Source organism: Paenibacillus sp. DS2015, from assembly GCF_050433705.1.
Taxonomy (GTDB): domain Bacteria; phylum Bacillota; class Bacilli; order Paenibacillales; family Paenibacillaceae; genus Paenibacillus_AQ.
This window is the reverse complement of sequence record NZ_JBNPWS010000014.1, coordinates 58507-84679: the sequence shown is the minus strand read 5'-3', so window position 1 is coordinate 84679 and position 26173 is coordinate 58507. Positions and strand designations below refer to the sequence as shown.

Annotated in this window: 20 protein-coding genes; 4 read left to right on the top strand and 16 right to left on the bottom strand. The window is 41.5% G+C overall.

The features are described 5' to 3' along the window. Nucleotides 1–67: 67 nt before the first annotated feature. Both xylB and xylA read right to left on the bottom strand, forming a co-directional pair. The gene (gene xylB, locus J2T13_RS13775) at nt 68–1564 is read right to left on the bottom strand and encodes a xylulokinase (protein WP_429372147.1); all 1497 of its coding nucleotides are present in this window, start codon (nt 1562–1564) and stop codon (nt 68–70) included. Nucleotides 1565–1664: 100 nt separating this feature from the next. Beyond that, complete coding sequence (xylA, locus tag J2T13_RS13770; RefSeq protein ID WP_429372145.1) at nt 1665–2984, bottom strand: xylose isomerase; 1320 nt, start codon at nt 2982–2984, stop codon at nt 1665–1667. 135 nt (nt 2985–3119) lie between these two features. On the opposite strand from xylA, the gene J2T13_RS13765 reads away from it, so the two are divergent. After that, nucleotides 3120–4280, top strand: coding sequence for an ROK family protein (locus tag J2T13_RS13765; RefSeq protein ID WP_429372143.1), 1161 nt, complete (start codon nt 3120–3122; stop codon nt 4278–4280). Nucleotides 4281–4470: 190 nt separating this feature from the next. After that, nucleotides 4471–4668, top strand: a complete 198-nt coding sequence (locus tag J2T13_RS13760; protein ID WP_429372265.1) for a hypothetical protein — start codon at nt 4471–4473, stop codon at nt 4666–4668. A gap of 206 nt (nt 4669–4874) precedes the next feature. On the opposite strand, the gene J2T13_RS13755 is transcribed toward J2T13_RS13760, so the two are convergent. From J2T13_RS13755 to J2T13_RS13745, 3 genes are all read right to left on the bottom strand, one after another. Continuing rightward, nucleotides 4875–5111, bottom strand: a complete 237-nt coding sequence (locus tag J2T13_RS13755; protein ID WP_429372141.1) for a glutaredoxin family protein — start codon at nt 5109–5111, stop codon at nt 4875–4877. 125 nt (nt 5112–5236) lie between these two features. Next, the gene (gene trxB, locus J2T13_RS13750) at nt 5237–6178 is read right to left on the bottom strand and encodes a thioredoxin-disulfide reductase (RefSeq protein ID WP_429372139.1); all 942 of its coding nucleotides are present in this window, start codon (nt 6176–6178) and stop codon (nt 5237–5239) included. A 153-nt stretch (nt 6179–6331) separates the two neighbouring features. Then, nucleotides 6332–8257, bottom strand: a complete 1926-nt coding sequence (locus J2T13_RS13745) for a heavy metal translocating P-type ATPase (RefSeq protein ID WP_429372263.1) — start codon at nt 8255–8257, stop codon at nt 6332–6334. A gap of 359 nt (nt 8258–8616) precedes the next feature. Between J2T13_RS13745 and J2T13_RS13740 the strand changes: the two genes are divergently transcribed. Both J2T13_RS13740 and J2T13_RS13735 read left to right on the top strand, forming a co-directional pair. Continuing rightward, nucleotides 8617–9177: a PadR family transcriptional regulator gene (locus tag J2T13_RS13740; protein WP_429372137.1), complete on the top strand. Its 561-nt coding sequence runs from the start codon at nt 8617–8619 to the stop codon at nt 9175–9177. After that, nucleotides 9164–9955: an alpha/beta fold hydrolase gene (locus tag J2T13_RS13735; RefSeq protein ID WP_429372135.1), complete on the top strand. Its 792-nt coding sequence runs from the start codon at nt 9164–9166 to the stop codon at nt 9953–9955. The genes J2T13_RS13740 and J2T13_RS13735 overlap by 14 nt, the downstream gene beginning before the upstream one ends. A gap of 136 nt (nt 9956–10091) precedes the next feature. Here J2T13_RS13735 and J2T13_RS13730 read toward each other — a convergent pair whose 3' ends face one another. The 11 genes from J2T13_RS13730 to J2T13_RS13680 all read right to left on the bottom strand — a co-directional run bounded on the left by J2T13_RS13730 (nt 10092) and on the right by J2T13_RS13680 (nt 26167). Continuing rightward, a complete protein-coding gene (locus J2T13_RS13730; RefSeq protein WP_429372133.1) occupies nt 10092–11363 on the bottom strand; it encodes a hypothetical protein in 1272 nt (423 codons plus the stop codon). 181 nt (nt 11364–11544) lie between these two features. Further along, entirely contained in the window at nt 11545–12837 is a 1293-nt protein-coding gene (locus J2T13_RS13725; RefSeq protein WP_429372131.1) for a homocysteine synthase, read from the bottom strand. A gap of 196 nt (nt 12838–13033) precedes the next feature. Beyond that, nucleotides 13034–13873, bottom strand: a complete 840-nt coding sequence (locus J2T13_RS13720; protein ID WP_429372129.1) for a sugar phosphate isomerase/epimerase family protein — start codon at nt 13871–13873, stop codon at nt 13034–13036. A 99-nt stretch (nt 13874–13972) separates the two neighbouring features. After that, nucleotides 13973–14725, bottom strand: a complete 753-nt coding sequence (kduD, locus tag J2T13_RS13715) for a 2-dehydro-3-deoxy-D-gluconate 5-dehydrogenase KduD (RefSeq protein ID WP_429372261.1) — start codon at nt 14723–14725, stop codon at nt 13973–13975. Next, nucleotides 14712–15497 (bottom strand): DeoR/GlpR family DNA-binding transcription regulator, encoded by a 786-nt coding sequence (locus tag J2T13_RS13710; RefSeq protein ID WP_429372259.1) that lies wholly within the window; start codon nt 15495–15497, stop codon nt 14712–14714. Before J2T13_RS13710 ends, kduD begins: the two co-directional genes overlap by 14 nt. A gap of 87 nt (nt 15498–15584) precedes the next feature. Further along, entirely contained in the window at nt 15585–16418 is an 834-nt protein-coding gene (gene kduI / locus J2T13_RS13705) for a 5-dehydro-4-deoxy-D-glucuronate isomerase (protein ID WP_429372127.1), read from the bottom strand. 346 nt (nt 16419–16764) lie between these two features. Continuing rightward, on the bottom strand, nt 16765–19146 hold the full coding sequence (locus J2T13_RS13700; protein ID WP_429372125.1) for a glycoside hydrolase family 95 protein: 2382 nt from the start codon (nt 19144–19146) through the stop codon (nt 16765–16767). A 178-nt stretch (nt 19147–19324) separates the two neighbouring features. Continuing rightward, complete coding sequence (locus J2T13_RS13695; protein ID WP_429372123.1) at nt 19325–21049, bottom strand: ABC transporter substrate-binding protein; 1725 nt, start codon at nt 21047–21049, stop codon at nt 19325–19327. 274 nt (nt 21050–21323) lie between these two features. Continuing rightward, nucleotides 21324–23033 (bottom strand): ABC transporter substrate-binding protein, encoded by a 1710-nt coding sequence (locus J2T13_RS13690; RefSeq protein ID WP_429372121.1) that lies wholly within the window; start codon nt 23031–23033, stop codon nt 21324–21326. A gap of 384 nt (nt 23034–23417) precedes the next feature. Next, nucleotides 23418–25118, bottom strand: a complete 1701-nt coding sequence (locus tag J2T13_RS13685; protein ID WP_429372119.1) for an ABC transporter substrate-binding protein — start codon at nt 25116–25118, stop codon at nt 23418–23420. A gap of 149 nt (nt 25119–25267) precedes the next feature. Continuing rightward, entirely contained in the window at nt 25268–26167 is a 900-nt protein-coding gene (locus tag J2T13_RS13680) for a carbohydrate ABC transporter permease (protein ID WP_429372117.1), read from the bottom strand. Nucleotides 26168–26173 lie beyond the last annotated feature (6 nt).

Here is a 26173-nt window from a genome sequence, read left to right as displayed (position 1 = left end):
GCCATAACAAAACCGCGCTTCCTCATCATACCAATAGAGGGAGCGCGGCTTCAAGGTTTCTATGAAATTATTGACGGAATGAGGCCAATTTCTCATTTATTTCACGAGTCTGTCCGTATATTTCTTGATAAAGGTTGAACAATTGTTCATACGTAGCTACAGCTTCTGGGTTTGGTATATAGGATTTCGCAGTCGACAAGAAGGCCGTTGCACAAGCTTGTAGTGATGGGAACCATCCACAACCATAAGCCGCTAACATCGCCGCTCCCATTGCTGGTCCTTGTTCACTCTCAAGCTTCAAGATTGTAGCATTAAACACATCTGCTTGCATTTGCAACCAGACTTCATTCTTAGAGCCTCCACCGATCGAGATGACCTCGGATACCTGCTTACCCGATGCACGTAAAATATCAATGGATTCCTTCAATGAGAACGTAATCCCTTCCATAACAGAACGGCAGAAATGTGAACGTGTATGACTGGCATCCATTCCAATAAAGCTACCTCGAATGGTTGCATCAGGATGTGGTGTACGTTCTCCCACGATGTACGGAGTGAATAACAGTCCACCGCTACCGGCAGATATCTTTTCAACTCCCGCGAGCATTTGATCGAACGACAGGTCTGCAGCAAAGGTTTCCTTGAACCACTGCAAGCTATACCCCGCGGCTAGCGTAACGCCCATAATATAGAATGCATCTTTTTCCCCATGGTTAAAGAAATGCACCTTACCTTCGAAGTCCAAGTCCTTACGTTCCTCATAAGACAGAATGACGCCTGATGTTCCGATACTACACATCGTCTGGCCTTCGGACAGAATGCCTGTACCAATAGCCCCACATGCGTTGTCTGCTCCACCTGCAAATATTCGTGTAGAAGGAAGTAGACCTGACTTCTCAGCTATTTCTGGTAGTAGTGTACCTACTTGATCAAATGATTCGACTAGCTTAGGACAGAGTGATATAGGCAATTGGAATGCCGTTGCAATCTCTTCACTCCACTGCTTCTTAGCCACATCGAGTAGCAATGTACCTGCAGCATCAGAATAATCCATGGCATAATCACCTGTTAAGCGATATCTAACATAATCCTTTGGCAATAGGAAGAGTGCTGCTTGCTTCAGAATTTCAGGTTCATGTTCCTGTACCCAAAGGATTTTGGGAAGTGTAAAGCCTTCCAAAGCCCGATTTCGCGCAATATCAAGCAATCGACTACCCAGCGTTTTCTCAATTTTACGACACTGTGCCGTAGTACGTGTGTCATTCCATAGAATCGCATTACGTAGAGCCTTACCGGATTCATCCACTAATACTAATCCATGCATTTGTCCAGAGAAGCTGATGCCTTCAACTTCTGAAGCTTCCACGTTAGATTTATTCATTAATTTATGAAGTGAGATAATCGTCTTCTCTACCCATTCTTCTGGATTCTGCTCACTATAACCCGGCTTCGGCTGAAGCAGTGGATAAGCTTCCGATACTTCATAGACCACTTGGCCTTCTTGGTTTACAAGTACGGACTTTACTGCACTGGTACCCAGATCAATTCCTATAACGTAACTCATAATAACCCTCCCTTGTTCGTGTATAAGGTATAATATATAGAAAAGCCGCCGCCTTCCCGTGGGAAAGGAGCAGCGGCCTTAAGGTAACCATTATGAAAGACTACTCAATAGCGTAAATGTATTGGTTAAGTGTCGCTCTTAGGTGCTCTTGGCGACCTGATTGATTCTTACGAGGGTTCTCATTGTTCAACGCATATTCAGCCAATGATGACAATGTAGCTTTGCCTGATACAACATCAGCGCCGATCCCTTCACTAAAGCTGATATAACGTTTCTCAATGAAATCTTCAAAGACACGATCTTCGATTAACTTAGCTGCAACTTTAAGTCCTTTTGCATAAGTATCCATACCTGCAATGTGACCCAAGAACAAGTCTTCAGCTTCGAAAGAAGCACGACGTACTTTAGCATCAAAGTTCACGCCACCACGACCGATACCACCGTTTTTAAGAACTTCGTACATTGTAAGTGTTGCATCATAGACATCTGTAGGGAATTCATCTGTATCCCAACCAAGCAACATATCGCCTTGGTTAGCATCCAAAGATCCTAACATATTGTTGATACGGGCCACACGAATCTCATGATCGAATGTATGTCCTGCAAGTGTCGCATGGTTAGCTTCAAGGTTCAATTTGAAGTGTTTATCTAATTTGTATTTTTGCAAGAAAGCAATTGTTGTTGCTGCATCATAATCATATTGATGTTTCGTTGGTTCTTTCGGTTTAGGCTCGATCAAGAATTGAGCTTCAAAACCAATTTCTTTCGCATAATCTACAGCAAGTTGGAACATACGAGCTAGGTTATCTTGCTCAAGTTGTAGATCTGTATTAAGTAGTGTTTCGTAACCTTCACGACCACCCCAGAATACATAGTTCTCAGCGCCAAGGCGTTTACCAACTTCGATACCTTTTTTAATCTGAGCAGCCGCATGAGCGTACACATCAGCATTACAAGTAGAAGCTGCACCATGAACATAACGAGGGTTCGTGAACATGTTCGCCGTATTCCAAAGCAATTTCTTGCCTGTTTCTTTCATTTTTTCTTCAATAAGTCCAACGATAACATCTAGGTTGCTATGAAATTCTTTTAAGCTGTTACCTTCTGGAGCGATATCTACATCGTGGAAACAGAAGAATGGCAGACTCATTTTTTCCATGAATTCAAAAGCTGCCTCAACACGAATCTTTGCAAGATCCATGTCACTATATTTATCCCAAGAACGAACTGCAGTGTTAGCACCGAACTGATCAGAGCCTCCAGCAGTTAACGTATGCCAGTAAGCCATACCGAAACGGAAATGCTCTTCCATTGTTTTGCCAGCTACTACTTCTTCCGGGTTGTAAAATTTGAATGAATAAGGATTAGTTGATTTGCTACCTTCATAAGCAATTTTTCCTACATTTTCAAAATGGGCCATGTAATCATGTCCTCCTTTTAATTTATAAAGTAATCGTTTACACCGTTATCCTATCATATCTGTTATACTTTGTCTATTGGTTAAACTAAGTTGTTTGTTCTATATCGTAGCTACTAAAGGATGTGTGAATTTTATATGAAAATCACGGGTGATCAAGCTCTAGTCAAAAAAATTAATAAGTCGATTGTGCTCGATACGATTCGTCAACATAACCCTCTATCTAGAGTGCGAGTATCCGAAATAACGGGTCTTAATAAGGCTACGGTGTCCAATCTCGTGCTTGAATTAATCGATAACCACTTAGTACAAGAGATTGGTCCAGGCCAGTCTAGCGGCGGACGCAAACCGACAATGCTACTCTTTAACCGTGGTGCTGGACATGCCATAGGTATAGAACTCAGCGTCACTCATCTGAATGGTATCTTAACGGACCTAGAAGACCACATTATTGCAGAACAGAGCTTCGCCCTAAGTCATCATGATCTTCCCTATGTGCTAGAGAGAATGAAAGAACTCATTCTTTCTTTAATACGATTAGCACCTGAATCCCCACACGGCATTGTAGGCATTGGCGTCGGTGTCCCAGGTATGGTCGCGGAAGATGGAACGGTGTTGTTTGCACCAAACTTGGAATGGGAGAATGTCCCTCTCAAGTCACTACTTGAAGAAACCTTCGGTATCCATGTGACCATTGACAATGAAGCTAACGCTGGTGCCCAAGGGGAACTACATTACGGCGCAGGCGTGGATGTACAACATTTAATTTATATCAGTGCAGGTATGGGGATTGGCTCAGGTATTATTTTCACTGGCGAGCTATATAAAGGCTCCTCTGGGTATGCGGGTGAAACAGGTCATATGACGATTGAAGCTGATGGTCGCATCTGTTCCTGTGGAAATCGTGGTTGCTGGGAGTTATATGCTTCAGAGCTAACTTATCTAGATCCATCCAGGAAATTACCAGCTCAATCTACTAGAGAACTGATCCAATATGCACAAGAACACGAGAAAAGCACACTTGCGCTGTATGAAGAAATTGGACGCTATTTAGGCATTGGAATAACGAATATTGTAAATAGTTTCAATCCTGAACGGGTCATCATTGGGGGGCCCCTATCAGCAGCTAAGCAGTGGCTTGAGCCCTCCATTCAAGCCATTGTCGCAGAACGAACCTTACCTTATCACAGGCAGCAGCTACAGATTCAATTCTCATCTCTTGGTAGTCGCTCAGCTATGATTGGAGCTTCATATGCTGCCGTATCTCAGTTTTTGGGGCGTATTCGGGTTTCTCAATAGAATTAGAATGAATCAAACATTTGGAAATCGACGTAAATTCGTCGCATTTTGCCCTCTTTATTCCTGTCATTTGAGGTTGATTTCGCTATAATAGTATTATCGAATATGACATTAATCATTGCATGCACATGATATCTATTCCAGAAATCGGTATTAATGAATCCGCAATAAAGAAATGGAGAGAAGATCCGTGACTTACGTTGATACATCCAATATTTCGGCGCAAATGTTCGTGACCGTGTTATTATTCTTAGTCGTAATTGCTCCTTTATTCAGCCTCGGGGTATTGCGTTTGTTTCAAGCTAAGCGTAAATCCGGGTTAATGCTTATTGGTTCAGGTATAGGAGCTTACGTAGTATTCCAGATCATCATGTTAATATTCTATTGATATCACATAAGGCTATCATCACATCAGCGAAACAACTCAAGTCGCATATTTATTAATGAGGCTTCGTAACACGAAGAGGCCGTAACTTCTTGTAGATAGAAGTTACGGCCTCTTCGTGTTTATATTTTCTGGGTATAAGCTATTAGGCCTCTTATAAAGGTTGTTCAAAAAAGTCATCTTTTGATCACGCATTTATATTATGTTTCTTATGCTTCTGGATCCAAGGCTTTCTTGAATTGTGTCATATTCATTCCCACAATACGGTGCTCCCCGATAACAGTTACCGGAACTGCTCTAAGCCCCATATCCCATACTTGCTGAGCAAATTCATCATTTTCTTCAATGTTGCGCTCTTCGAACTGAATTCCTTTGTCTCCTAGATACCCTTTCACTTGTTTGCAGTGAGGGCAATTTGAGCTTGTATATACAATAACGTTATCCATGTTAAAAGTCTCCTCTTCAAAGATATTATTTAATTCATTGCATTAATTATAATCTAAATTAAATACAATAAACAAAGGTCGAAATCGTTAAACTTCGTTTATTGTAAAGCATAAAATCGGCCCTGTTACAACGCAACCTTATTATGCTCTAAGCTCTCTAAATACTTCTCACAATCCATGGCAGCCATACATCCACTACCTGCGGCAGTGATCGCTTGTTTATAGCGCGTATCTTGAACGTCACCACAAGCAAATACACCAGGGATATTCGTCTCTGTAGTACCCGGTTGTACAACAATATACCCATTCTCATCCGTTGTAATGCGCCCACCTAGAAATCCTGTATTCGGGTGGTGACCAATGGCTACAAACACGCCACTTGCCTCAATATATTCCTCTTCACCAGACTCATTATTAAACACTTTGAGTCCTTTTACGCCACTTGCACCAGCCACGACTTCTTGCGGGGCGCGGTTCAATGCCCACTCAATCTTACTATTGGCACGAGCGCGATCCTGCATAATCTTGGATGCACGTAATTCATCACGACGATGAACTAACGTAACTTTTGTAGCGAACCGTGTTAGGAAGTTGGCTTCTTCTAGTGCCGAGTCTCCCCCACCTATGACCACAATCTCTTTCCCACGGAAGAAGAATCCGTCACATGTGGCACATGTACTTACGCCACGTCCAATGTTTTCCTGCTCACCAGCAATCCCTAAATACTTCGCTGTTGCCCCTGTTGAAAGAATCAGCGTATCCGTCACTAGCTCACCCAAACCTTCTACATTCAGCTTGAATGGGCGATTCTCCATATCTACACTATTTACCCAACCAGTACGGAATTCTGCACCAAAGCGCTCCGCTTGTTTACGCATTTGATCCATAAGTTCAGGGCCCATGATACCATCAGGGAAACCCGGGAAGTTCTCAATTTCAGTCGTTGTAGTCAATTGCCCACCTGGTTGCGGACCTTCAATGACGAGTGGATTCATATTTGCACGCGCTAAGTAAATAGCTGCTGTAAGACCTGCTGGACCTGTTCCAACAATAATAGATTTGTACATGTTAGTTCCTCCTATTTTCCATGGATCTCTAAAGTATGATAGAACCTTAATTAAAATGATTATTATATAAAAGCTATTATGATCCATAACAGGGAAGCTGTCAATAACATAGTATACATTCATGCAACTAAATTGTGAACAATTTAATAAAAATCATCTAAGGAGTCGCAGTCCATTCAGAATAACCAGGATTGTACTTCCTTCATGACCAATGACACCAAAGGGTAGTGGGATATTCGTAACAAAGTTACTTGTTATCAGCAGCAGGATCACACTGATCGCGAACACTATATTCTGCTTAATGATTCTCTGTGCTCGTCTAGCAAGTGTTATTGTACTCGCAATCTCTTCAATATTATCGTTCATAAGAACGACATCCGCCACCTCTAATGCTGTACCACTTCCGTTCATACCCATCCCTATACCAACCGTTGCTGTAGCTAGTGCTGGTGCATCATTGATCCCATCTCCTACCATGACCACATGACCGTATTTCTCCCGCATTTGTTTGACATGATTCACCTTATCCTCTGGTAATAAATCGGCATAGATATCATCTACACCCATCTGCTCTCCGATTACTCGAGCTGTATCTATATGGTCTCCAGTCAGCATCGCTACACGAATGCCTAAAGCTTGCAAAGATTTCACTGCTCTTACCGCCTGCGGCCTAATCAAATCCTTCAGAGCTACCATGCCTACTATCCGGTCCTCATCCATGATAACTGAGACAGTCTTCCCTTCTGACATAAGGCGATTCCGATGGTCGACCCATTCTGATTGCATCGATGATCCGTCCATGATATTACTCTTGCCTATTCTCCACTTCTTACCTTCTACCTCAGCTTCAATCCCCCATCCCGTCAACGCCTGAGCCGAATCAGCGAGCTTCAATGTCACTCCCTCTTCCTCTGCTCTTCGCAGAATGGCCTTAGCCAGCGGATGTTCAGACAATTGCTCCACAGAAGCACAAATCGATAGTAATTCATGTCGGTCATACCCATCGCAAGCGATAAAATCCGTCACCTGTGGTGTCCCCATCGTAAGTGTTCCTGTCTTGTCAAAAGCCACTACGGAAGTTAGCGCCATATTCTCCACATGGGCTCCACCTTTAAAAAGAATCCCTCTACGTGCCCGATTGGATATTGCAGACAACATAGCTGGCATTATGGAAGAGACTAATGCACAGGGAGATGCCACAACGAGGAACACCATTGCCTTATAGAAGGAATTCCCCCAAGTCCAGCCTAACACCAACGGAGCGAGCCCAATCACTACTACGGTTACAAGAACTACAATACGTGCATAGATCGATTCAAATCGTTTGATAAAACGCTGTGAATCGGGGACTTCACTCTCTGCTTCCTCCACTAACCTAATAATTTTGGCAAAAACAGTATCTTCGGCAGTCTTTGTTACTTCAACATATAACACACCTTCGCCATTCAGCGTACCTGCGAACACTTCATCACCCGTTGTTTTGTCTACTGGATGTGCTTCACCTGTAATGGACGCCTGATTTATAGCTGAATACCCTCGCTGAATTTGACCATCTGCTGAGATTAACTCACCTGGCTTCACAAGAAATAAATCTCCAACTTGAAGCTGACCAATAGGTACCTCTGTCATTGTGCCATTCTCAATCAGAATGGCCGTCTCTGGTTTCAGTGCCATTAGCGAAGAAATATCCTTCTTACTCCGTTCCATGGTATAACTCTCCAAAGCACCACTTAAGGCAAATATAAAGATTAATAACGCACCTTCATTCCAATATCCTATCGTTGCTGCCCCCATGGCTGCTGCAATCATCAGTAAATTCACATCCAGATCATGCTCTTGTATGAGAGTCTGAACACCTTCCTTAGCCTTAACCCATCCTCCCAACGTATAGGCGATCACATAGATGAGAACCGACAGGATATCAGACCACGGTCCTACTGACCATGCGATCAGCGTAAGCGCCCCACTACTCAAAGCAGCGAGCATTTCTGTATTGCGAAGCATACCCCGTAAATCGAATTTTCTCTGATTCCGAGGATTAGGTTGTTTGATCATTTTGCGACTGGCAGTACTCACCATCGTTGAAGCCTTGTATTCATTTTGCATGATTAGACACCCTCCTTATTGATAATGAGATCCATTATTACTCCCCTAAAAATGGCACAAGCTGCTCCGAGTGACCCGGAGCAGCTTGTTTAAATGAGAATGATACTCATTTCTTGCATCTATGCAATTATCTTTCCTTGAAGCAACTTATGCTTTCATTATATGCTGACCTTGCCTCAAAGTAAATGATCTATGTACTAATTAATACAAAATAAACCGTACAATGATGTACATCATTAAGCTCCTCGCAGAATAATTAGTTAATTATTGACAATTTAGGTAACATTAAATAATATATATATATATCTATCAGATGTATTGGAGGACATAAATTGAAAAGAAATAACAATACTTTATATGCCATTTTAGGTATTTTAACAAAAGGTTCACAGTCGGGTTATGACATACGGAAGCAATTCAACGAGTCTCTCCGATATTTCTGGAGCGAAAGTTATGGGCAAATTTATCCTATGTTGAAGGAGATTGTTCGGCATGGCTATGCAGAACCACTTGACGCAAATGATCCGAGGAAAAAGATAATCTATCAGCTTACAGCAAAAGGACAAGCCGCTTTCTTAAGTTGGCTTACTGAACCAGTCAGTCCAATGAACTATCGGGATGAACTACTATTAAGGATATCCTTCGCAACACCCCATGAAGATCAAATCATCCTTTCTTTGTTAGAAAGAGAAATTTCCGAATTAGAGTTTTCATTGACTTCTCTTCAATCACAAGAACACAATCTGAGGGAAAAATATCAGCAAGAGCATTATCCAACTTGGTTTCTCACATTAAGGTACGGCGTGGTCTCAACAGAAGCCCGAATAGAATGGTGTAAGGAAGCTCTACACTCGCTAGAAGCAAGAAAGGGGAATCTTCATGACCCTTTCTAATATTTGTGAAATCAATGGTGCGAAACTTCATGTATCCAATCAAGGACAAGGAGATACTGTGCTTCTGCTTCATGGGGGATATTCTAATCTAACCATATGGGACGAACACGTAGAAGATATATCACAGCAATATCACGTTATACGTTATGATCAGAGGGGATACGGGCATAGTTCAGAACCTACTTCTCCATTTTCCTATTATGAGGATATTAAAGGTGTCTTGGACTATTATGGGGTTTCCAACACCCATATTGTAGCCTCTTCTTTTGGTGGGGCTGCTGCTATAGATTTCACTCTAGCCTATCCCCAATATGTAAATAAGTTGATCCTTGTTGCGCCGTCTATCCACGGTATGAAGTATCCTTTTCGGATGAGATGGGAAGGAATCGGGGATTATTTAAGAGTGCAGAGAATCGGCATCGAAAAGGCTGTCGATATTCTCCTCAATAGAAAGTTTTGGAGTTACATGATTCCAAAAGCAGCGGATCGCCAACAGCTATTTAGAGAAATGTATATCAACAATTCAGGTTTTTACAATAGCAAGCCGTCTTTGCAACAGCCACTTAGCCCATATGCTATTCATCGTCTTAAAGAAATTATCAAACCAATGTTAATTATAGATGCTGAGAATGATCATCCATTTAACAAAAAAGCGTGCAAGATTTTACAAGAGGAAGTACAATCAGCTTCTCAGGTTACTATACAAAATAGTGGTCATTATCCGCATTTGGAACACCCTTTCGAATTTACTTCCATCTTGTTAAAGTACTTGAAATAGTGGCAGTCTAAGCCTTTATTGTCGTCAAACAATCATCAACATGGGTAATATACAAAGAGCAAATAAAATAAGCCAAGAAGTCTCAAAGAAGACTCCTTCGCTCATCTCCGGTAAATCTATTGTCTAAATCAAGTCCCTACAGTCCATGATGACTTTGCAATTCAGCAACACTCTCTGTTAACTCCCACTGTGCCGCGCTTAAACGAACACTTGGTAGTTCCTTCACATTACAGCTGACTTCATCCATTCCAAGCTGATACATAGCCGGTAAATCAGTAGCGTTTAAATTACCTACCATGCGAATCTTAATGAATGGCTTTATTCTGCGTACATTGCGCAGTGTTTCCATCTCTAACAAACTGCCGGATATGCTTATCTGAACAGTGGAATCTACATTAGGATCAATTATTCGTTCCTTCCACTCCAATACTAATAGATTCGTATAACGTGCCAGAGTAACCACTGTTTCTGGACATATATTCTCAGTCACAAATACACCCACTCGGTATTTCACTTGACGATGCATATGACATAAAGTTTGTTCTGCCACTTGATCGATGAAATCAATACTTGCTGCAAATTGTTCCCCGCTTATTGGATTCGGTACTACAAGATCTAACGTATAGTCTTCTCCCTGTTGTTCACAGCGTAATATAGCCCTAAAAAGTGCCTCTAACTGAATATCCTGGAGGCTATTCAAAGAATAAGGCTCTATTTCACTGTCTGAAGGCGAACGTAAACTGACCGTCATCGGGGCACCGTCTAATTCATACAATAGGGAACTCCACTGCTCTTGGAATAGACCTAACAACCGCTGATGCATTGACTTAGAGATCTGCTCATCTCTCGATACAAGACAAGTTGGTAATAACTCTCTCACATCATCTGTGAGAAGTAAGTCCGTGCAGCGTACTATTCCCAGTCCAACAGCCCCTAGCATCTTACCTAGCTGAGCAGCCTGTGGTGTTACTCCATTAGCAAATACTCGCAAATGTCTCACTTCATCACTCCATTGGAGCAAGCGTTCCGGTGCTGTAGGTACAGTAGGATCACCTGGTACAATGGATACCTTAGACTGCTGTAGATGTACTGCTTGTCGTAAAACTTCGCCAATATAGACGGCATCTGTACACAACAGCGCCTCTTCGCGTGATAATGCGCCTAACTCGACCCATTCTACAAGCGAGACTACTTCAGGAAGGGTACACGCTCGATCTTCTCGTTCATCATGTGTCCGATATAAACTGCCCTTCCTATAGGGGGATGATTGATTCTGTCCTAGATAGCGTTCATCTGCTTCCGCAGCAGCTTGCTCTGAATATACCTCAGTTAAGAACGCTTTCATCTCAATAGACTTGAACAAATCCTCCGAATTGCAGCAGTCGTGGTTACACCGTTCACGCTTCATTTCAGCTGTCCACCCTCTTTTCCCATCAAACTTTTGTTCGCTCTACTTAAGATTATTAAGCCCGATAGCAAAATATACAGAGCGTTCCATTGAATTTAACAAAAAATACACCTTTTCTCTCCACTCGGAGCAAAAAGGTGTAAATATGAACGGAGTAAACGTATTGAAGGATAGAATAAACTTATTGCTGGCTATTCTGAATGGCTTGCTCAAGATCATCCAAGATATCGGTAATGGATTCCGTTCCAATCGACAAGCGTATCATTTCTGGACGGACACCTGCAGCTACCTGTTCTTGTTCAGTTAACTGTGCGTGTGTCGTGCTGGCAGGGTGAATAATGAGTGACTTAGAGTCCCCTACATTAGCTAAGTGTGAGAATAACTTAACACTTTCAATCAGTTTGCGACCTGCAGCTGTTCCACCCTTAATTCCAAAAGTTAGAATAGCTCCTTTTCCTTTTGGCAAATACTTCTGTGCTAAATCATAGGAAGGATGGCTAGGTAGACCTGCGTAACTAACCCACTCTACTTGGTCATGATTCTCTAAATATTGAGCTACGTTCAGTGCATTCTCACTATGACGTTCCATACGTAAGTGAAGCGTTTCTAGCCCTTGCAACAGTAACCAAGAGTTGAATGGTGAGATAGAAGCTCCTAGATCGCGGAGCAATTGTACACGAGCTTTGATAATATAAGCGATAGGTCCTACTGCATCTGTATATACGACACCGTTGTAACTCGGGTCTGGTTCCGTAAGTCCAGGAAATCTACCACTAGCTTTCCAATCAAATTTACCTGCGTCGACAATTACGCCACCAATAGACGTTCCATGCCCACCAATGAATTTCGTCGCTGAATGAACAACAATATCAGCTCCATATTCAATAGGACGAAGCAAATATGGACTTGGAAACGTGTTGTCTACAATAAGAGGAAGACCATACTCATGGGCAATTTTGGCGACAGCCTCAACATCAAGTACGCTACCTTGAGGATTACCAATCGTTTCTGCATAAAGAGCCTTTGTCTTATCCGTAATAGCTGCGCGGAAATTCTCAGGATTATTAGAATCAACGAAGTGAACTTTAATGCCGAGTTTCGAGAAGGTCGAAGAGAAAAGATTATATGTACCACCATATAGACTTGCAGAAGATACAATCTCATCTCCTGCTCCAGCTATATTCAGTATTGAGAATGTAATAGCTGCTTGACCTGAAGCTGTGGCAAGTGCGCCAGCTCCCCCTTCTAATGCTGCAATGCGTTGTTCAAATACATCCGTAGTAGGATTCATGATTCTTGTATAGATGTTACCAAATTCCTGCAGGCCGAATAGATTCGCTGCATGTTCACTATCGCGAAACCCATAGGAGGTTGTCTGATATAGGGGCACTGCTCTTGCAAAAGTGGTAGGATCAATCTCTTGCCCTGCGTGTACGGCTAACGTCTCAAATGATAACTTCTTTTCCTCTGACATGAATAATTCCTCCCTTATAATTTCTCATATTCTCTCATACTTCTATCACTTTGGAAAGGTTGAATTTGGAATTAATCCAACTATTTTTATATGCATAATTACATTTGGATATGGCAGTGATTTTTTTATACAAAAAGCAGCCATCTATCGGCTGCTTTTCCTCGAATTAAGCTATACATATGGAGCTATAAACCCTTTACCTTTTATCCCATTCACGTCTTAGAAAGTTTGCCGAATCCATAACTCGATCCTTCGTTACACCTTCAAGCGAAATCTGGATATGAGGTTTGTATTTCTTCAATAATTCTATAAAAATAGGATAATTCAGAAGCCCTTCCCCTGCCACCATGTCCTGTTTGCTACCATCCTCGTTAAATACGAGATCTTTAGCATGGATCATGATCATATGGGGATATAACGTGTCAAATACCTGCCGTAGGAAAGTCTCCTGATCATCGATATGATGTACTTTAAGTAGATTACACGGATCAAACAACATCCCAAGATTAGAAGAGGGAACTTCCTGAAACAATCGTTGCATATGCTCTGTCGTATGCAACGTATGGACAGCCACAGGCTCAATGGCGACATTCACTCCCCATTTCTCACCTTCTTCCACTAGCTCCTCTACACTTTCGCGTAGTACTTGCCAGCCTTTCTCCTCAAAATCTTCTGGATGAGTCTGCTTATAGGTAGCCCAGCTCCCAGTTTCAGTAGCCACCATGCTACAACCGAAGTCACGCGCATATCGAATATGTTCTTTGAAGCGGTTCAGTTCAATCCGTCGCTCTTCGGCATCAGGATTCACAGGATTTATATAGCAGCCTAGAACAGCAATTTTAACGCCCTGTCTGCTGAACTGTTCTCCGACTTCATTCGCTAAGCCTGGGCTCAGCTTCCCACTAGACGAATCGATATCTGATAGAGCTTTAGCTAACGCAAGTTGAACGGAAGTAAATCCGTGTTCCGCTACAGTCTTAGCTAAATCTGCACAAGGTTGTTTACCAAAGATATGAGCAAGTATACCGAGCTTCATCTTATAACCTCCTTCAACATCACCATACCCCATCTATTATCCGATCAGGATTAATCCATCTATGCACATGCACTAACTAAAACTAGAATTCAATTCGTGTTAGCGTGCCATCCATCCGCCATCCACACATATGACATGGCCATTTAAGTAATCAGAAGCAGCAGATGCTAAGAATACGGCTGGCCCCTTCAAGTCCTCAGGAGTCCCCCAACGCGAAGCCGGAATTCGTGCCAGAATATCATTGGATCGCCCCTCATCAGCGCGGAGAGCCGATGTATTGTCTGTGGCCATATATCCTGGTGCAATCGCATTAATCTGAATCCCTTTGGAAGCCCATTCGTTAGCGAATGATTTCGTAATACCGGCAACTGCATGCTTACTAGCGGTATAACCTGGCACATTAATACCACCCTGATAGGTCAACATAGAAGCTATATTAATGATCTTACCGCTACCGCGTTCTATCATATGTTTCCCAGCTAATTGACAGAGAAAGAAAACACTATTTAAATTCAAATTAATGACATCATGCCAATCTTTTGCAGGATGATCCGCTGCTGGAACTCGGCGAATGATTCCTGCATTATTGATCAGAATGTCCACTTTCCCTGCTAATTCTAGCGCCTTCTTAAATACATTCTCCAATTGATCTTCTTGACTTAGATCAGCCTGAATCTGGTAAGCTTTACGTCCGAGCTTCTCAACGGCTTGTACTGTTCCATTACTATCTGAAGAAGATACAGAGATAATATCTGCTCCTGCTTCGGCAAGTCCAATCGCCATTCCTTGTCCGAGCCCGCTTCCTCCCCCGGTTACCAAAGCTACTTTCCCACTTAAATCAAATATGCTCATCATGCTTAACCCCCACCGATTTATGATCTATTGTAATCCCGGAACGTTTGAACACTTCCACCGTTTCTTCTGAAATTGCACGATTCGTTATGATCGCATCCATTTCAGAACAGTTAGCAAACGTACGCAGAGCAAATTGCCCAAACTTATTATGATCTACAACACCATATACTTGCCGGGCTGTCTGAATCAGCGCCTTTTTAAAAGGCACTAAATCACCTGTATAAATCGATAACCCGAATTCGGGATGAATCGCCGTCGCTGATATAAAAGCCTTGTGAATATTTAACTCCGTAATCGTCCGTACAGCCTCTTGACTGACTAACACATTGCGAATACGAGATCCACCAGGAACAACAAGTAGAATTCTGTCCTTCTTCGTCAATTCATGAATAATAAATAAATCATTTGTAATGATGGTCAATGGCTGATTCTCTAGCAACTTAGCCATCTCAAGCGTGGTGCTCCCCCCATCTAAGGCGATAATATCTCCACGATTGATGTACTGAAGGGCACGTTTAGCAACCTCTACCTTTTCTAGGTTATGTTTATCGGTAACCCCTTTATTAGAGAGAATACCATACTGGTCATTCTGAGCTAACATCGCCCCACCATGAATTCTCACCAGCAGTCCCATACCTTCTAATTTAGCGAGATCCTCGCGCACGGTTTTACCCGTGACTTGAAGGAGATCACTTAATTCTCCCACGGTGACCTCTTGACTCGTAATCAGGGCCTCCATAATTGCTTCATGTCGTTTCAAAGGATTCATAATACGCTCGTCGCCTTCTATATAGAATGAACTTGTCATCCTGTTCAATTAGTTATCACTTCGTCTTAATTCTAGGCCGTGATCCTATTAACGTAATTCTTTCATCGCTACTGCATCCATATCATTGAACGTTTGATTCTCTCCAGCCATTCCCCAAATAAATGTATAGTTACTCGTACCCACACCACTGTGAATGGACCAGCTTGGAGAAATGATAGCCTGTTCGTTACGCACAACTAGGTGACGTGTCTCATCCGGTTCACCCATCATATGGAATACGACACCGTCTTCCGGTAGATTGAAGTACAAGTAAATTTCAGAGCGGCGATTATGTGTATGACTAGGCATTGTATTCCACATATTTCCTGGCTCTAATTCTGTCATACCCATAACAAGCTGACAACTCTGAATTCCTTCAGCATGAATGTATTTATAAATAGTTCTTTCATTTGATGAAGTAATATTTCCTAAATGATTCGGCGTAGCCTCAGCTTGAGTTGATTTCGTAGTCGGATATGATTGATGTGCAGGTGAGGAATTGAAGTAGAAGCGTGCAGATGCTGACCCACTATTGCTTTTAAATACAACTTCCTTCACACCAAGTCCAATATAAAGACACTCTTTAGCATCCACTTCATAAACTTCTCCATCCACAACTACCGTGCCTTTATTACCTACATTAATAATCCCAATTTCACGACGTTCAAGGAAATAATCTGTACCGATATCCTTCAAATTAACCTCAAGTTTAATATCCTTTGTCTCAGGCACTGCTGAACCCACGATAAAGCGATCCACATGTGTGTACACGGTTACAAGTTCATCTGCTGTAAATAACGTTTTTATCAAAAACTCTTCCCGTAAACGATCCGTATTAAACACTTTCACATCATTAGGGTGAGATACATAACGGTTCTCCATTCTTACTCAAATCCTCTCATTGTGTGTTATAGTTTTTTGGAATTATTCGTTCATATAAGTTCATTTTAGTTCATTTGGTATCGTTTGTGTACCCTTATTTATTAAATCTTTAATTTTATTTCAAAAAAACCGATATTCACATCCCCCTTCGAGGTTATAAATACCGGCTTATCTCAGTTATTGTTGAACATTAAAAAGTTATTTAGTAATTACTTTGAGATTGTTCTCCTTGAGCGATCACCACTCCACACTCGTGTTCAAAAACCTAATTGTGATGATAGCTTTTATCTATTTTCTAGTCTCAACCTATTGTTCTTCACAACATTCTGATACCAGTAAAGATATCCTACTCCCCTATCACTGCTGTTAACTGATAGTTACTGTGTTCAGAGGTATTCAATTGTAAAGTATATTGACCTGTTTCTGAATCCTGCTCACCTATAAGTGATCCGTCGGTAAGCATCAACTGATTGTAGGAACGAAGGGTACATTTGCCACCATATTCAGAGGTAATTCCTACACCTACTAACTGGGCTTCTTTCCAATCCATATCGATTGTAAATCCGCCACGTGCTTTCACTCCTGTGACATACCCACTTTGGCTCCATTCCTCTGGAAGAGCGGGAAGCAAATGAATCTCACCCAAATGACTTTGTATCAACATTTCAATCATCCCTGCAGCTCCACCAAAGTTACCATCAATTTGGAATGGAGGATGGTCATCGAATAAGTTAGGATGTGTCGATCGCGCAAGTAAGGTATGCACAAAATGATAGGCTGATTTGCTATCTAGAAGACGTGCATAAAGATTAATGAGCCAAGCGCAGCTCCAACCGGTGTGCCCACCGCCATTCTGGATACGCCGTTCTAGCGAAACAGAGGCTGCCTCTAGAAGCTCTGGTGTTTCATAACGATTGATCTCTCGACCTGGATATACCCCATACAAATGTGACACGTGCCGGTGCCCTGGCTCATGCTCTTCGAAATCTAGATACCATTCTTGAAGCTGACCATGTTGACCAATCTTGAAAGGATATAACCGATCTTTAGCTACTAATATTTCTCTACCTAACTCTTCATCTATCCCTAATACCGCTATGGCATCTAAACAATGTGTGAACAGCTCACGGATCAGTGTCATGTCCATCGTACTTGCCATGGATACACTACATGGCTCACCTTCCGGTGTTCGGAATCGATTCTCTGGAGAGGTGGATGGATTAGTAACTAAATATCCTTCATAGCCTTCTACCAGCCAATCTAGACAGAATAGAGCGGCTCCCTTCATCGCAGGATAAGCTTTCTCTGCCAAAAAGAAGTGATCTTGAGTGAATACGTAGTGCTCCCACAGATGAGAAGTTAACCATACCCCACCCATCGGCCAGAATGCCCAACTAGCGTCACCACCTGTAGGAGCCGTTTGTCTCCATATATCCACATTGTGATGCGTAGTCCAACCCCGTGCTTGATACTGAATATTAGCAGTCCTGGAGCCTGCATGTCTTAAATCCTCAATCATATCGAATAATGGCTCATGGCATTCACTAAGATTACCAATCTCAGCTAACCAGTAGTTCATTTCGGTATTAATATTTGTTGTATAATCACTATGCCATGGAGGCTCGATTTGGTTATTCCATATTCCTTGTAAATTAGCAGGCTGTGTGCCTGGACGTGAACTAGCCATTAATAAATACCGTCCATATTGGAAGTACAACGCCTCTAACTCAGGATCGTGGGATCCTTCTTGATATGCCTTCAACCTCCGATCCGTTGGAAGACTACGATTGACACTTGTTCCTAAATATAGATCAACACGTCCAAATAGTTGTTCATGGTCTTTCACATGGTCGCATTTTAACAACTCATGCCCTTTAGAAGAAGCAACTCCTAGTAATGCGGTACATATTTCTCCCAGGTTCTTACCCGATGTACCTGGCATCACATCATATTTCTCAAAGTCAGTGGCTGCTGTTAGATAGAACAATACACTCTGTGCATCTCTAATTCTCAACGCGTTATTCTCAAAGTTTACACTTCCGCCTTCGACTACCGCATGCACATGAAGCTCGAAGCTAATCCCTAGCCCTTCTTCATAAAGTATCGATTGGGGATGGTCCCCTAAATAGTTAGACTCGATATGACTAGGACAACGCCCCGTAAGTATCAATGACTGCTCTCCAGCATGACTAATTCCTGGGTGATGCGGACTTTCAAGCCGTGCAGTTACATTGATCTTACCCGAGCCCTGAGCTCTAAAAGCTACGCTCATGACTCCATCAACGGCACTGATGAATGTTTCCCTTGTAAAGTTTGTCATCCCACTGCTAAAGGATGTAGAAGCAATACCCGTATTCAGATCTAAATCACGACTATAATTGTACACGTTTACAAGATCTTCCTGTTCCACAATCATATAACCCATCGGTTGGTACGCTTCAACATCCTTACCCAACATATTTGTGTTAATGAGCTGTTCTGCTTCTGTATACTTCCCCTCTTCAATCAAACTTCTTACTTTATCCAAATAACGGGCGCTGTTGTATTGTGCCGTATCTCGAGGGAATCCAGCCCACAACGTATCTTCATTCAATTGAAATTCTTCTCGCTCGATCCCACCATACATCATCGCACCTAACCGGCCATTCCCTAGTGGAAGGGCCTCCTCCCATTTGGAGGCAGGTTCCAGATACGACATTTTCCATTGCTGATTTCTTTGCTTCGTCATAAACTTAAGACTCCTATCTATCTTTCTTTCATATATTAATATATTAAATCTATCATACCCTAACGAAGAGGACGTTTGAATACTTCATGAAATATCCTTATTTACTCTTATAATATAGAAAGAGAGTCCTAGATTTCGGGACTCCCCTGTCAAAATCATTCAAACTTAGAACTCCCTACTATTTACCAGTCCATAATTTAACTCTGTCTTTAAGATAACCCGTATATTCCTCTTCCATCTTCACAGCACCCGCCTTGTCAAGCTCAGCTAGCATGCCATCAAAAACTTTATCGAAGTCGGTTGTTTTTGCAAGAATAGCTTCTGGAATCCGTTTACGAATAATATCTTGTGTTTTTTGGTAAAGAACGCTGTATTCCGTATCACTTGGCACCGACATGTTATATGCTGCTCCCCATACCTTTACCGGGAACTCGTCTTCACCGGGGAAAAGATCCTTCCAAGTCGTAGCATTGTATGCTTTCAAAGATTCTTTCTCAACATCAGAGTAGGAAGCAATAATTTGCTCTGGGAAATTTGTTGTGTAATAGCTACCTGTTGAATCCTTCACTCCGTCACCATAGTGACCACTGAAGACGAAATAAAGACCAATACCACTTTCCTTCGTAAAGGCTATATTGTCATTCGTCTTACGATCTTGAATCTCTTTTGGAATTGTGCGCATCCCATTCTCAATCGTATAATGCTTGCCTTCTAATCCCCAGTTTCTCAAGACTTGGCCTTCTTCGGAAGCCATCCAATCTAGGAATTTGATCGCTCTTACAGGATCTTTACAGGACTTTGTGATCCCAATTCCATAACCATCAAATCCCGTAGACTGCATCGAATGATCCACGATATCCTTAGATATCGTTACTGGGAAGTGAGCGTAAGTATACTCATCTTTACCTAGTGCTTTCAATGCATTCTCCGCGTTCCCATATTCCCACTCTTGACTAATCAAACCAAGAACACGTCCACTAGCAATTTTTGCTTGATATTGATCATCCTTTTGAATGAATGAATCTTTGTCTAGAAGACCTTCATTATACATATGATTCAACCAACGGAAGTACTCCTTCTCTTCGGGACGCTTATAGTGCAATTTAGCTTCATACGTCTCTGGGTTGATATAGAATTCACCATCATCTGGAAGTCCTGTCGCTACAAATGCAGGATTCGTTACCGTAATCATGATCTTCCAATCATCGGCGTTTAGTGTTAATGGAATCGTCTTGGAGCCATCTGTTTCTGGATATTTAGCTACATATGTCTTTAAAGCGTTTTCGTAATCCTCTAAAGTACGAATCTCTGGGTACCCAAGCTCTTTGAGTACTCTGTGCTGAATTTCAAATCCTCCAGTAGCATCAAAGTTCTGTTGATCTACTGATCCGTTCGTAGGGATCGTATATATCGCCTCATCAGTCGTACTATATTTAAGTCGGTTCAAGTTCTGACTATATAATTTCTTCAAGTTAGGAGCATGTTCTTCGATTAAGTCCGTCATATCGATCAGAGCACCAGCATCAACTAATTTAGATACGTTACTTTTAGGAAAAACCATATCCGGATAATCACCACTGGCAGCCATCAATGAAATTTTATCATCTCCACCGTTACCCACATCGTATTGGGCATTGATGGTAACGCCAGTCTTCTTAATAATCTCTTGGCCTACATCATCTTTCATGTTATTCCAGTTCGGGCTAGCATCCCCTCCAAAGAAGGTAAACGTAATTGGCGTGATATCATTCGTCTCTTCCTTAGCAACCGTAGTAGAAGTTGCCTCCTTAGCCGGTTTAGCAGTCTTACTATTCGTGCTCGTCTCATTGTTACCACAAGCAGATACTAGAAGTGCACTTGCTACGAGAAGCATCGCGAATGTCTTTGGTGTTTTCCGTTTCATAATATGTAATCCCCCTTAGATAAGATGAAATAAAACTAGATTATATATATGACAGGCATGCCTGGATATACCGAATATAAACCGTTTTCGTAATTTGTTATTTTTAGTCATGTAAGTGCTTTCATTGCGATTCTAAGTGATTTCTATTGTTTATGTCAAGAGATATTTCAAATTTCAAATATAATAAAAAAAGAACCCTAAATGGTGAACTAGGGTTCTCTCGCTAAGGCTGTATTCGAAAAGCTATTATGAGGCTATTACTTACGAAAGTCTGTTATTTACCAGACCAAAGCTCTACTCTTTTCTTAATATATTCAGTGTATTCTTGTTCCATCTTCACTGCGCCCGCTTTATCCAATTCTGCCAACATACCATCGTAAACAGCATCAAATTTTTCTGGCGTTGCTAGGACAGCTTCTGGAATACGTTTACGGATAATATCCTGTGTTTTTTGGAATTTAACAGCATAATCTGAACCCTCTTCAACCGTAATATCAAATGCAGCTCCCCATGGTTTAACTGGGAATTCATCATCAGCTGGCCATAGATCCTTCCAAGTTGTAGCATTATAGGCTTTCAATGATTCCTTCTCAGGCTCAGAATAAGCAGCTACAAGTTGTTCAGGGAAGTTCGTAGTGTAATAGTTACCGGATGGATCTTTCACACCGTCTCCGTAGTGGCCAGAAATATTAGAATATAAGCCAATACCTGAAGATTTAGTGAAGTTAGCATTATCATTCGACTTCTGGTCTAACACATCTGCTGGAATGACACGTTTGCCATCTTCAACATTATAGTGTTTACCTTCAATACCCCAGTTTAGAAGAACTTGACCTTCATCGGATGCTAGATAATCAAGGAATTTGATCGCACGAACTGGATCTTCACAGTTCTCAGTGATACCTACGCCCCAACCAGCCATGAATCCTGTACTTTGGAAACCATGATCTTTGTATTCGCTAGAAATGGTTACCGGAAAATGCGCATATGATCTTTCTGGTTTTCCAGCGCTTTTCAGTGCATTCTCAGCATCTGAATAACCCCACTCTTGGTCAATCAGACCCAGCACACGGCCACTAGCAATTTTGGATTTGTATTGATCGCTTTTTTGAACGAATGAATCTTTATCAAGTAGACCCACATTGTACATATGATTCAACCAACGGAAGTATTCCTTCTCTTCAGGACGCTTATAATGTAGTTGTGCTTCAAACGTCTCAGGGTTGATGAAATATTCTCCGTCATCAGGTGCACCCGTTGTGTAGAATGCAGGATTCGTTACTGTAATCATAATTCTCCAGTCATCTGCGTCTAGCGTCAAAGGAATCGTAGGTTGACCATCGATCGTTGGATACTTGTCCACATAGGCTTGTAGAACATTCTCATAATCTTGTAGTGTCTTCACTTCTGGATATCCAAGCTCTTTTAGTACTTCATGCTGAATCTCAAATCCACCTGTGGAATCGAAATATTGTTGATCTACTGCCGCGTTAGACGGGACAACGTAAATGGCTTTGTCTTCTAAACTATAGGGCAAGCGATCCATATATTCACTATAAACCTTTTTCAGGTTGGGAGCATGTTCTTCTATTAGATCAGTAAGATCTATCATTCCGCCAGCATCTACGAGCTTAGCAACATCACTTTTAGCAAAGATCATATCTGGATAGTCACCACTTGCTGCCATCAATGAGATTTTATCTTTTCCGGCACCCGAAACAGCAAATTCGGCATTTAACGTAACGCCTGTTTTAGCAGTAATCTCTTTACCCACGTCATCTTGCATTTTGTTCCAGTTCGGACTGGCATCTGCTCCAAAAAAGCTGAGCGTAATCGGACTAAGGTCTGCTTGACCTTCTTGTGCTGCTGGTGTTGTTGTTCCGGCATCTTCTGACTTAGTAGTGTTGTTATTGCCACAAGCTGTTACTAGCATTGCACTAACTAGCAATAACATCGCAAACGTTTTCGGTGTCCGTCCCTTCATACTGTAAATCCCCCTTATTGTTTAATCTCAAGACATATATTGTATAACAGGTATTCCTGTTTATACCGAATTTCAACTTGCTGAATGCGTCTCACACACCCTAAGAAAAGTATATGACATAGTGACGGCCAATAAATAAAGCGCTTTCTTAACACGGATTAAGAATTTCTCAGATTTTCTATATTCAGATATCTAAACCGTTTTCGAAAATATATCAAAAAAAAATGTTTATGGAAGTGCTTTCATAACTGAATATTATAGGAATCCTCATCTGCTGTCAAGGAATATTTTAACGGAATTCCAACTTCTTTTTTTGTCCTCAATTAGTCTCTCTAAGTAAAAAAAAGAGATCTGTTGTTAGTAGATCCCTCCCTTGTATTCCATCTATTTGGTAGTAGCTTCGCCACTCCATAACTCTACTCTAGCCTTAACCAATTCCGTATATTTCTTCTCCATCTCTACTGCTCCTGCTTTGTCTAATTCTACCAACATTGCATCGTAAACAGCATCAAATTTCTCAGGAGTCGTCAGTACAGCCTCAGGAATTCGTTTGCGAATAATATCTTGTGTCTTTTGGTATGAGACAGCGTAGCTAGAACCTTCTTCTATAGACAGATTATAGGCTGCACCCCATGGCTTAACAGGGAAATCTTTTTCTGTTGGAAATAAGTCTTTCCAAGTTGTAGCATTGTAGGCCTTAAGCGTTTCTTTCTCCGGCTCAGAATAACTTGCTACAATTTGTTCAGGGAAATTTGCTGTATAGTAGTTATCCGATGGATCTTTCACGCCGTCACCGTAATGAGCTGACATGGTCGTATACAATCCAATACCTGTTGTCTTAGTAAAGTTAGAAGCATCATTGTTCTTCTTATCAAGTACGTCAGCAGGAATAACGCGTTTGCCGTCAACTACATTATAATGTTTACCTTCAATACCCCAATTCAGCAGAACTTGCCCTTCATCAGATGCTAGGTAATCAAGAAATTTAATCGCACGAACTGGATCTTTCGTTGCAGTAGTAATACCTATCCCCCAACCTGACATGAAACCTGTATCTACAAATGTATGGTCTTGATATTCTTCAGAAAGCGTTACAGGGAAATGTGCATAAGACTTTTCAGGTCTACCCGAAGATTTCAGAGCATTCTCTGCATCTGAATACCCCCATTCTTGGTCAATCAGACCGAGAACACGTCCACTAGCAATTTTAGATTTATATTGATCGCTTTTTTGCACGAATGTATCTTTATCAAGTAGACCCACATTATACATATGGTTCAACCAACGGAAGTACTCTTTCTCTTCTGGACGTTTGTAGTGCAGCTTAGCATCAAATGTATCAGGATCAATGAAATACTCACCATCATCTGAAGCACCCGTTGCTACGAAAGCTGGATTAGTCACAGTGATCATAATTCTCCAATCATCTGCATCCAAAGTTAAAGGGATCGTAGGTTGACCATCGATGGTAGGGTGCTTGTCAACATATGCTTGTAGAACATCCTCATAATCCTGCAGTGTCTTTACTTCTGGATATCCAAGCTCCTTCAATACTTCATGTTGAATTTCAAATCCACCCGTCGCGTCGAAGCTTGTGTTATCAACAGCCGCTGTGGAAGGAAGAACATAGATGGCTTGATCTTCATTACTGTACTTCAATCGATCCATATAGTCGCCATATACTTTTTTGAGATTAGGACCATACTGCTCAATCAAATCTGTTAAATCCATCATAGCGCCAGCGTCTACAAGTTTAGAAAGATCACCTTTAGCATAAATCAGATCAGGATATTCGCCACTTGCTGCCATGAGTGAGATCTTATCTTGACCGCCACCCTGTACTGCATACTCAGCATTTAAAGTAACGCCCGTCTTCGCAATAATTTCTTTACCTACCTCGTCTTGCATTTTGTTCCAGTTCGGACTTGCATCAGCACCAAAATAACTAAATGTAATTGGTGTTGTTGTATCTCCTGTATCTATAATTTCTGCGTTATTGGAATTACTACTACCACAAGCTGACACAGCGATCATTGAAGCAAGCATCACTGGAATGACAGCATATTTTTTCTTTTTATTCGGCATAAAATGTAAACCCTCCCTGACATATGTCTAATTCTCTTTATATGCTATTACAGGTCACCCTGCATAAGCTTCTAAATTTCAACTAATCTACGTTTCTATCTATCTATCTCTACTTTTCTATCTCTAATTAACATTTATTCAGATGACAACTAAGCTTTTACGGCACCCAATGTCATTCCACCTACAAAGTACTTCTGTAAGAATGGGTACACCACTAGGATTGGAACTGTTACGACGATTGTAATGGCCATTTTAATGGATTCTGGTGAAATTTGAGCCATTTGTTTCGCCATATCATTCGCATTAGTCATTGCGCCACCTTGCTGTGTACTATCCAATACCTTTTTCAATTCGAATTGTAGTGTAGTCCACATCGGGTTATTCCCATTATACAAGTACGTATCGAACCAAGCGTTCCATTGTCCAACTGCAATAAATAAGGCAATTGTTGCAAGTACCGGTTTACATAGCGGCAGAATGATGCGCCAATAGATCGTGAAGTCATTTGCACCATCAAGCTTAGCTGACTCTTGCAGGGCATACGGTAGCCCATCAATAAATGAACGTACGATGAAGACGTTAAACGCACTCACGAGTCCAGGGAGTACATACACCCAGAACGTACCGATAAGCTTCAAGTCACGCATTAGAATGTATACAGGAATCAATCCACCTGAGAAGTACATCGTTAATGCAAGAAATGTAGATACAAATTTTCTTCCGCTGAAGTCGGGACGACTAAGTGTATAAGCAATCATCGATGCACTTAGTACACCAAAAAGCGTACCTACCACGGTTCGTAAAATCGATATTTGCAAACCTTGAAGCAGTGACTCGTAAGCAAAGATTGTTCTGTAATTCTCAAGCGTAAATTCACGAGGCCAGAGGTAGATTCCACCACGAACCGTGTCCATAGAATCATTTAAAGAAATGGCAAGTACGTTCAAGAATGGATACAACGTAACAACGAGAACCATAAACATGAATACTATATTAAAAATATCGAAAGCCTTTTCGGATTTAGTTGCATTAAAAGCTTTATTACTCATTTCACT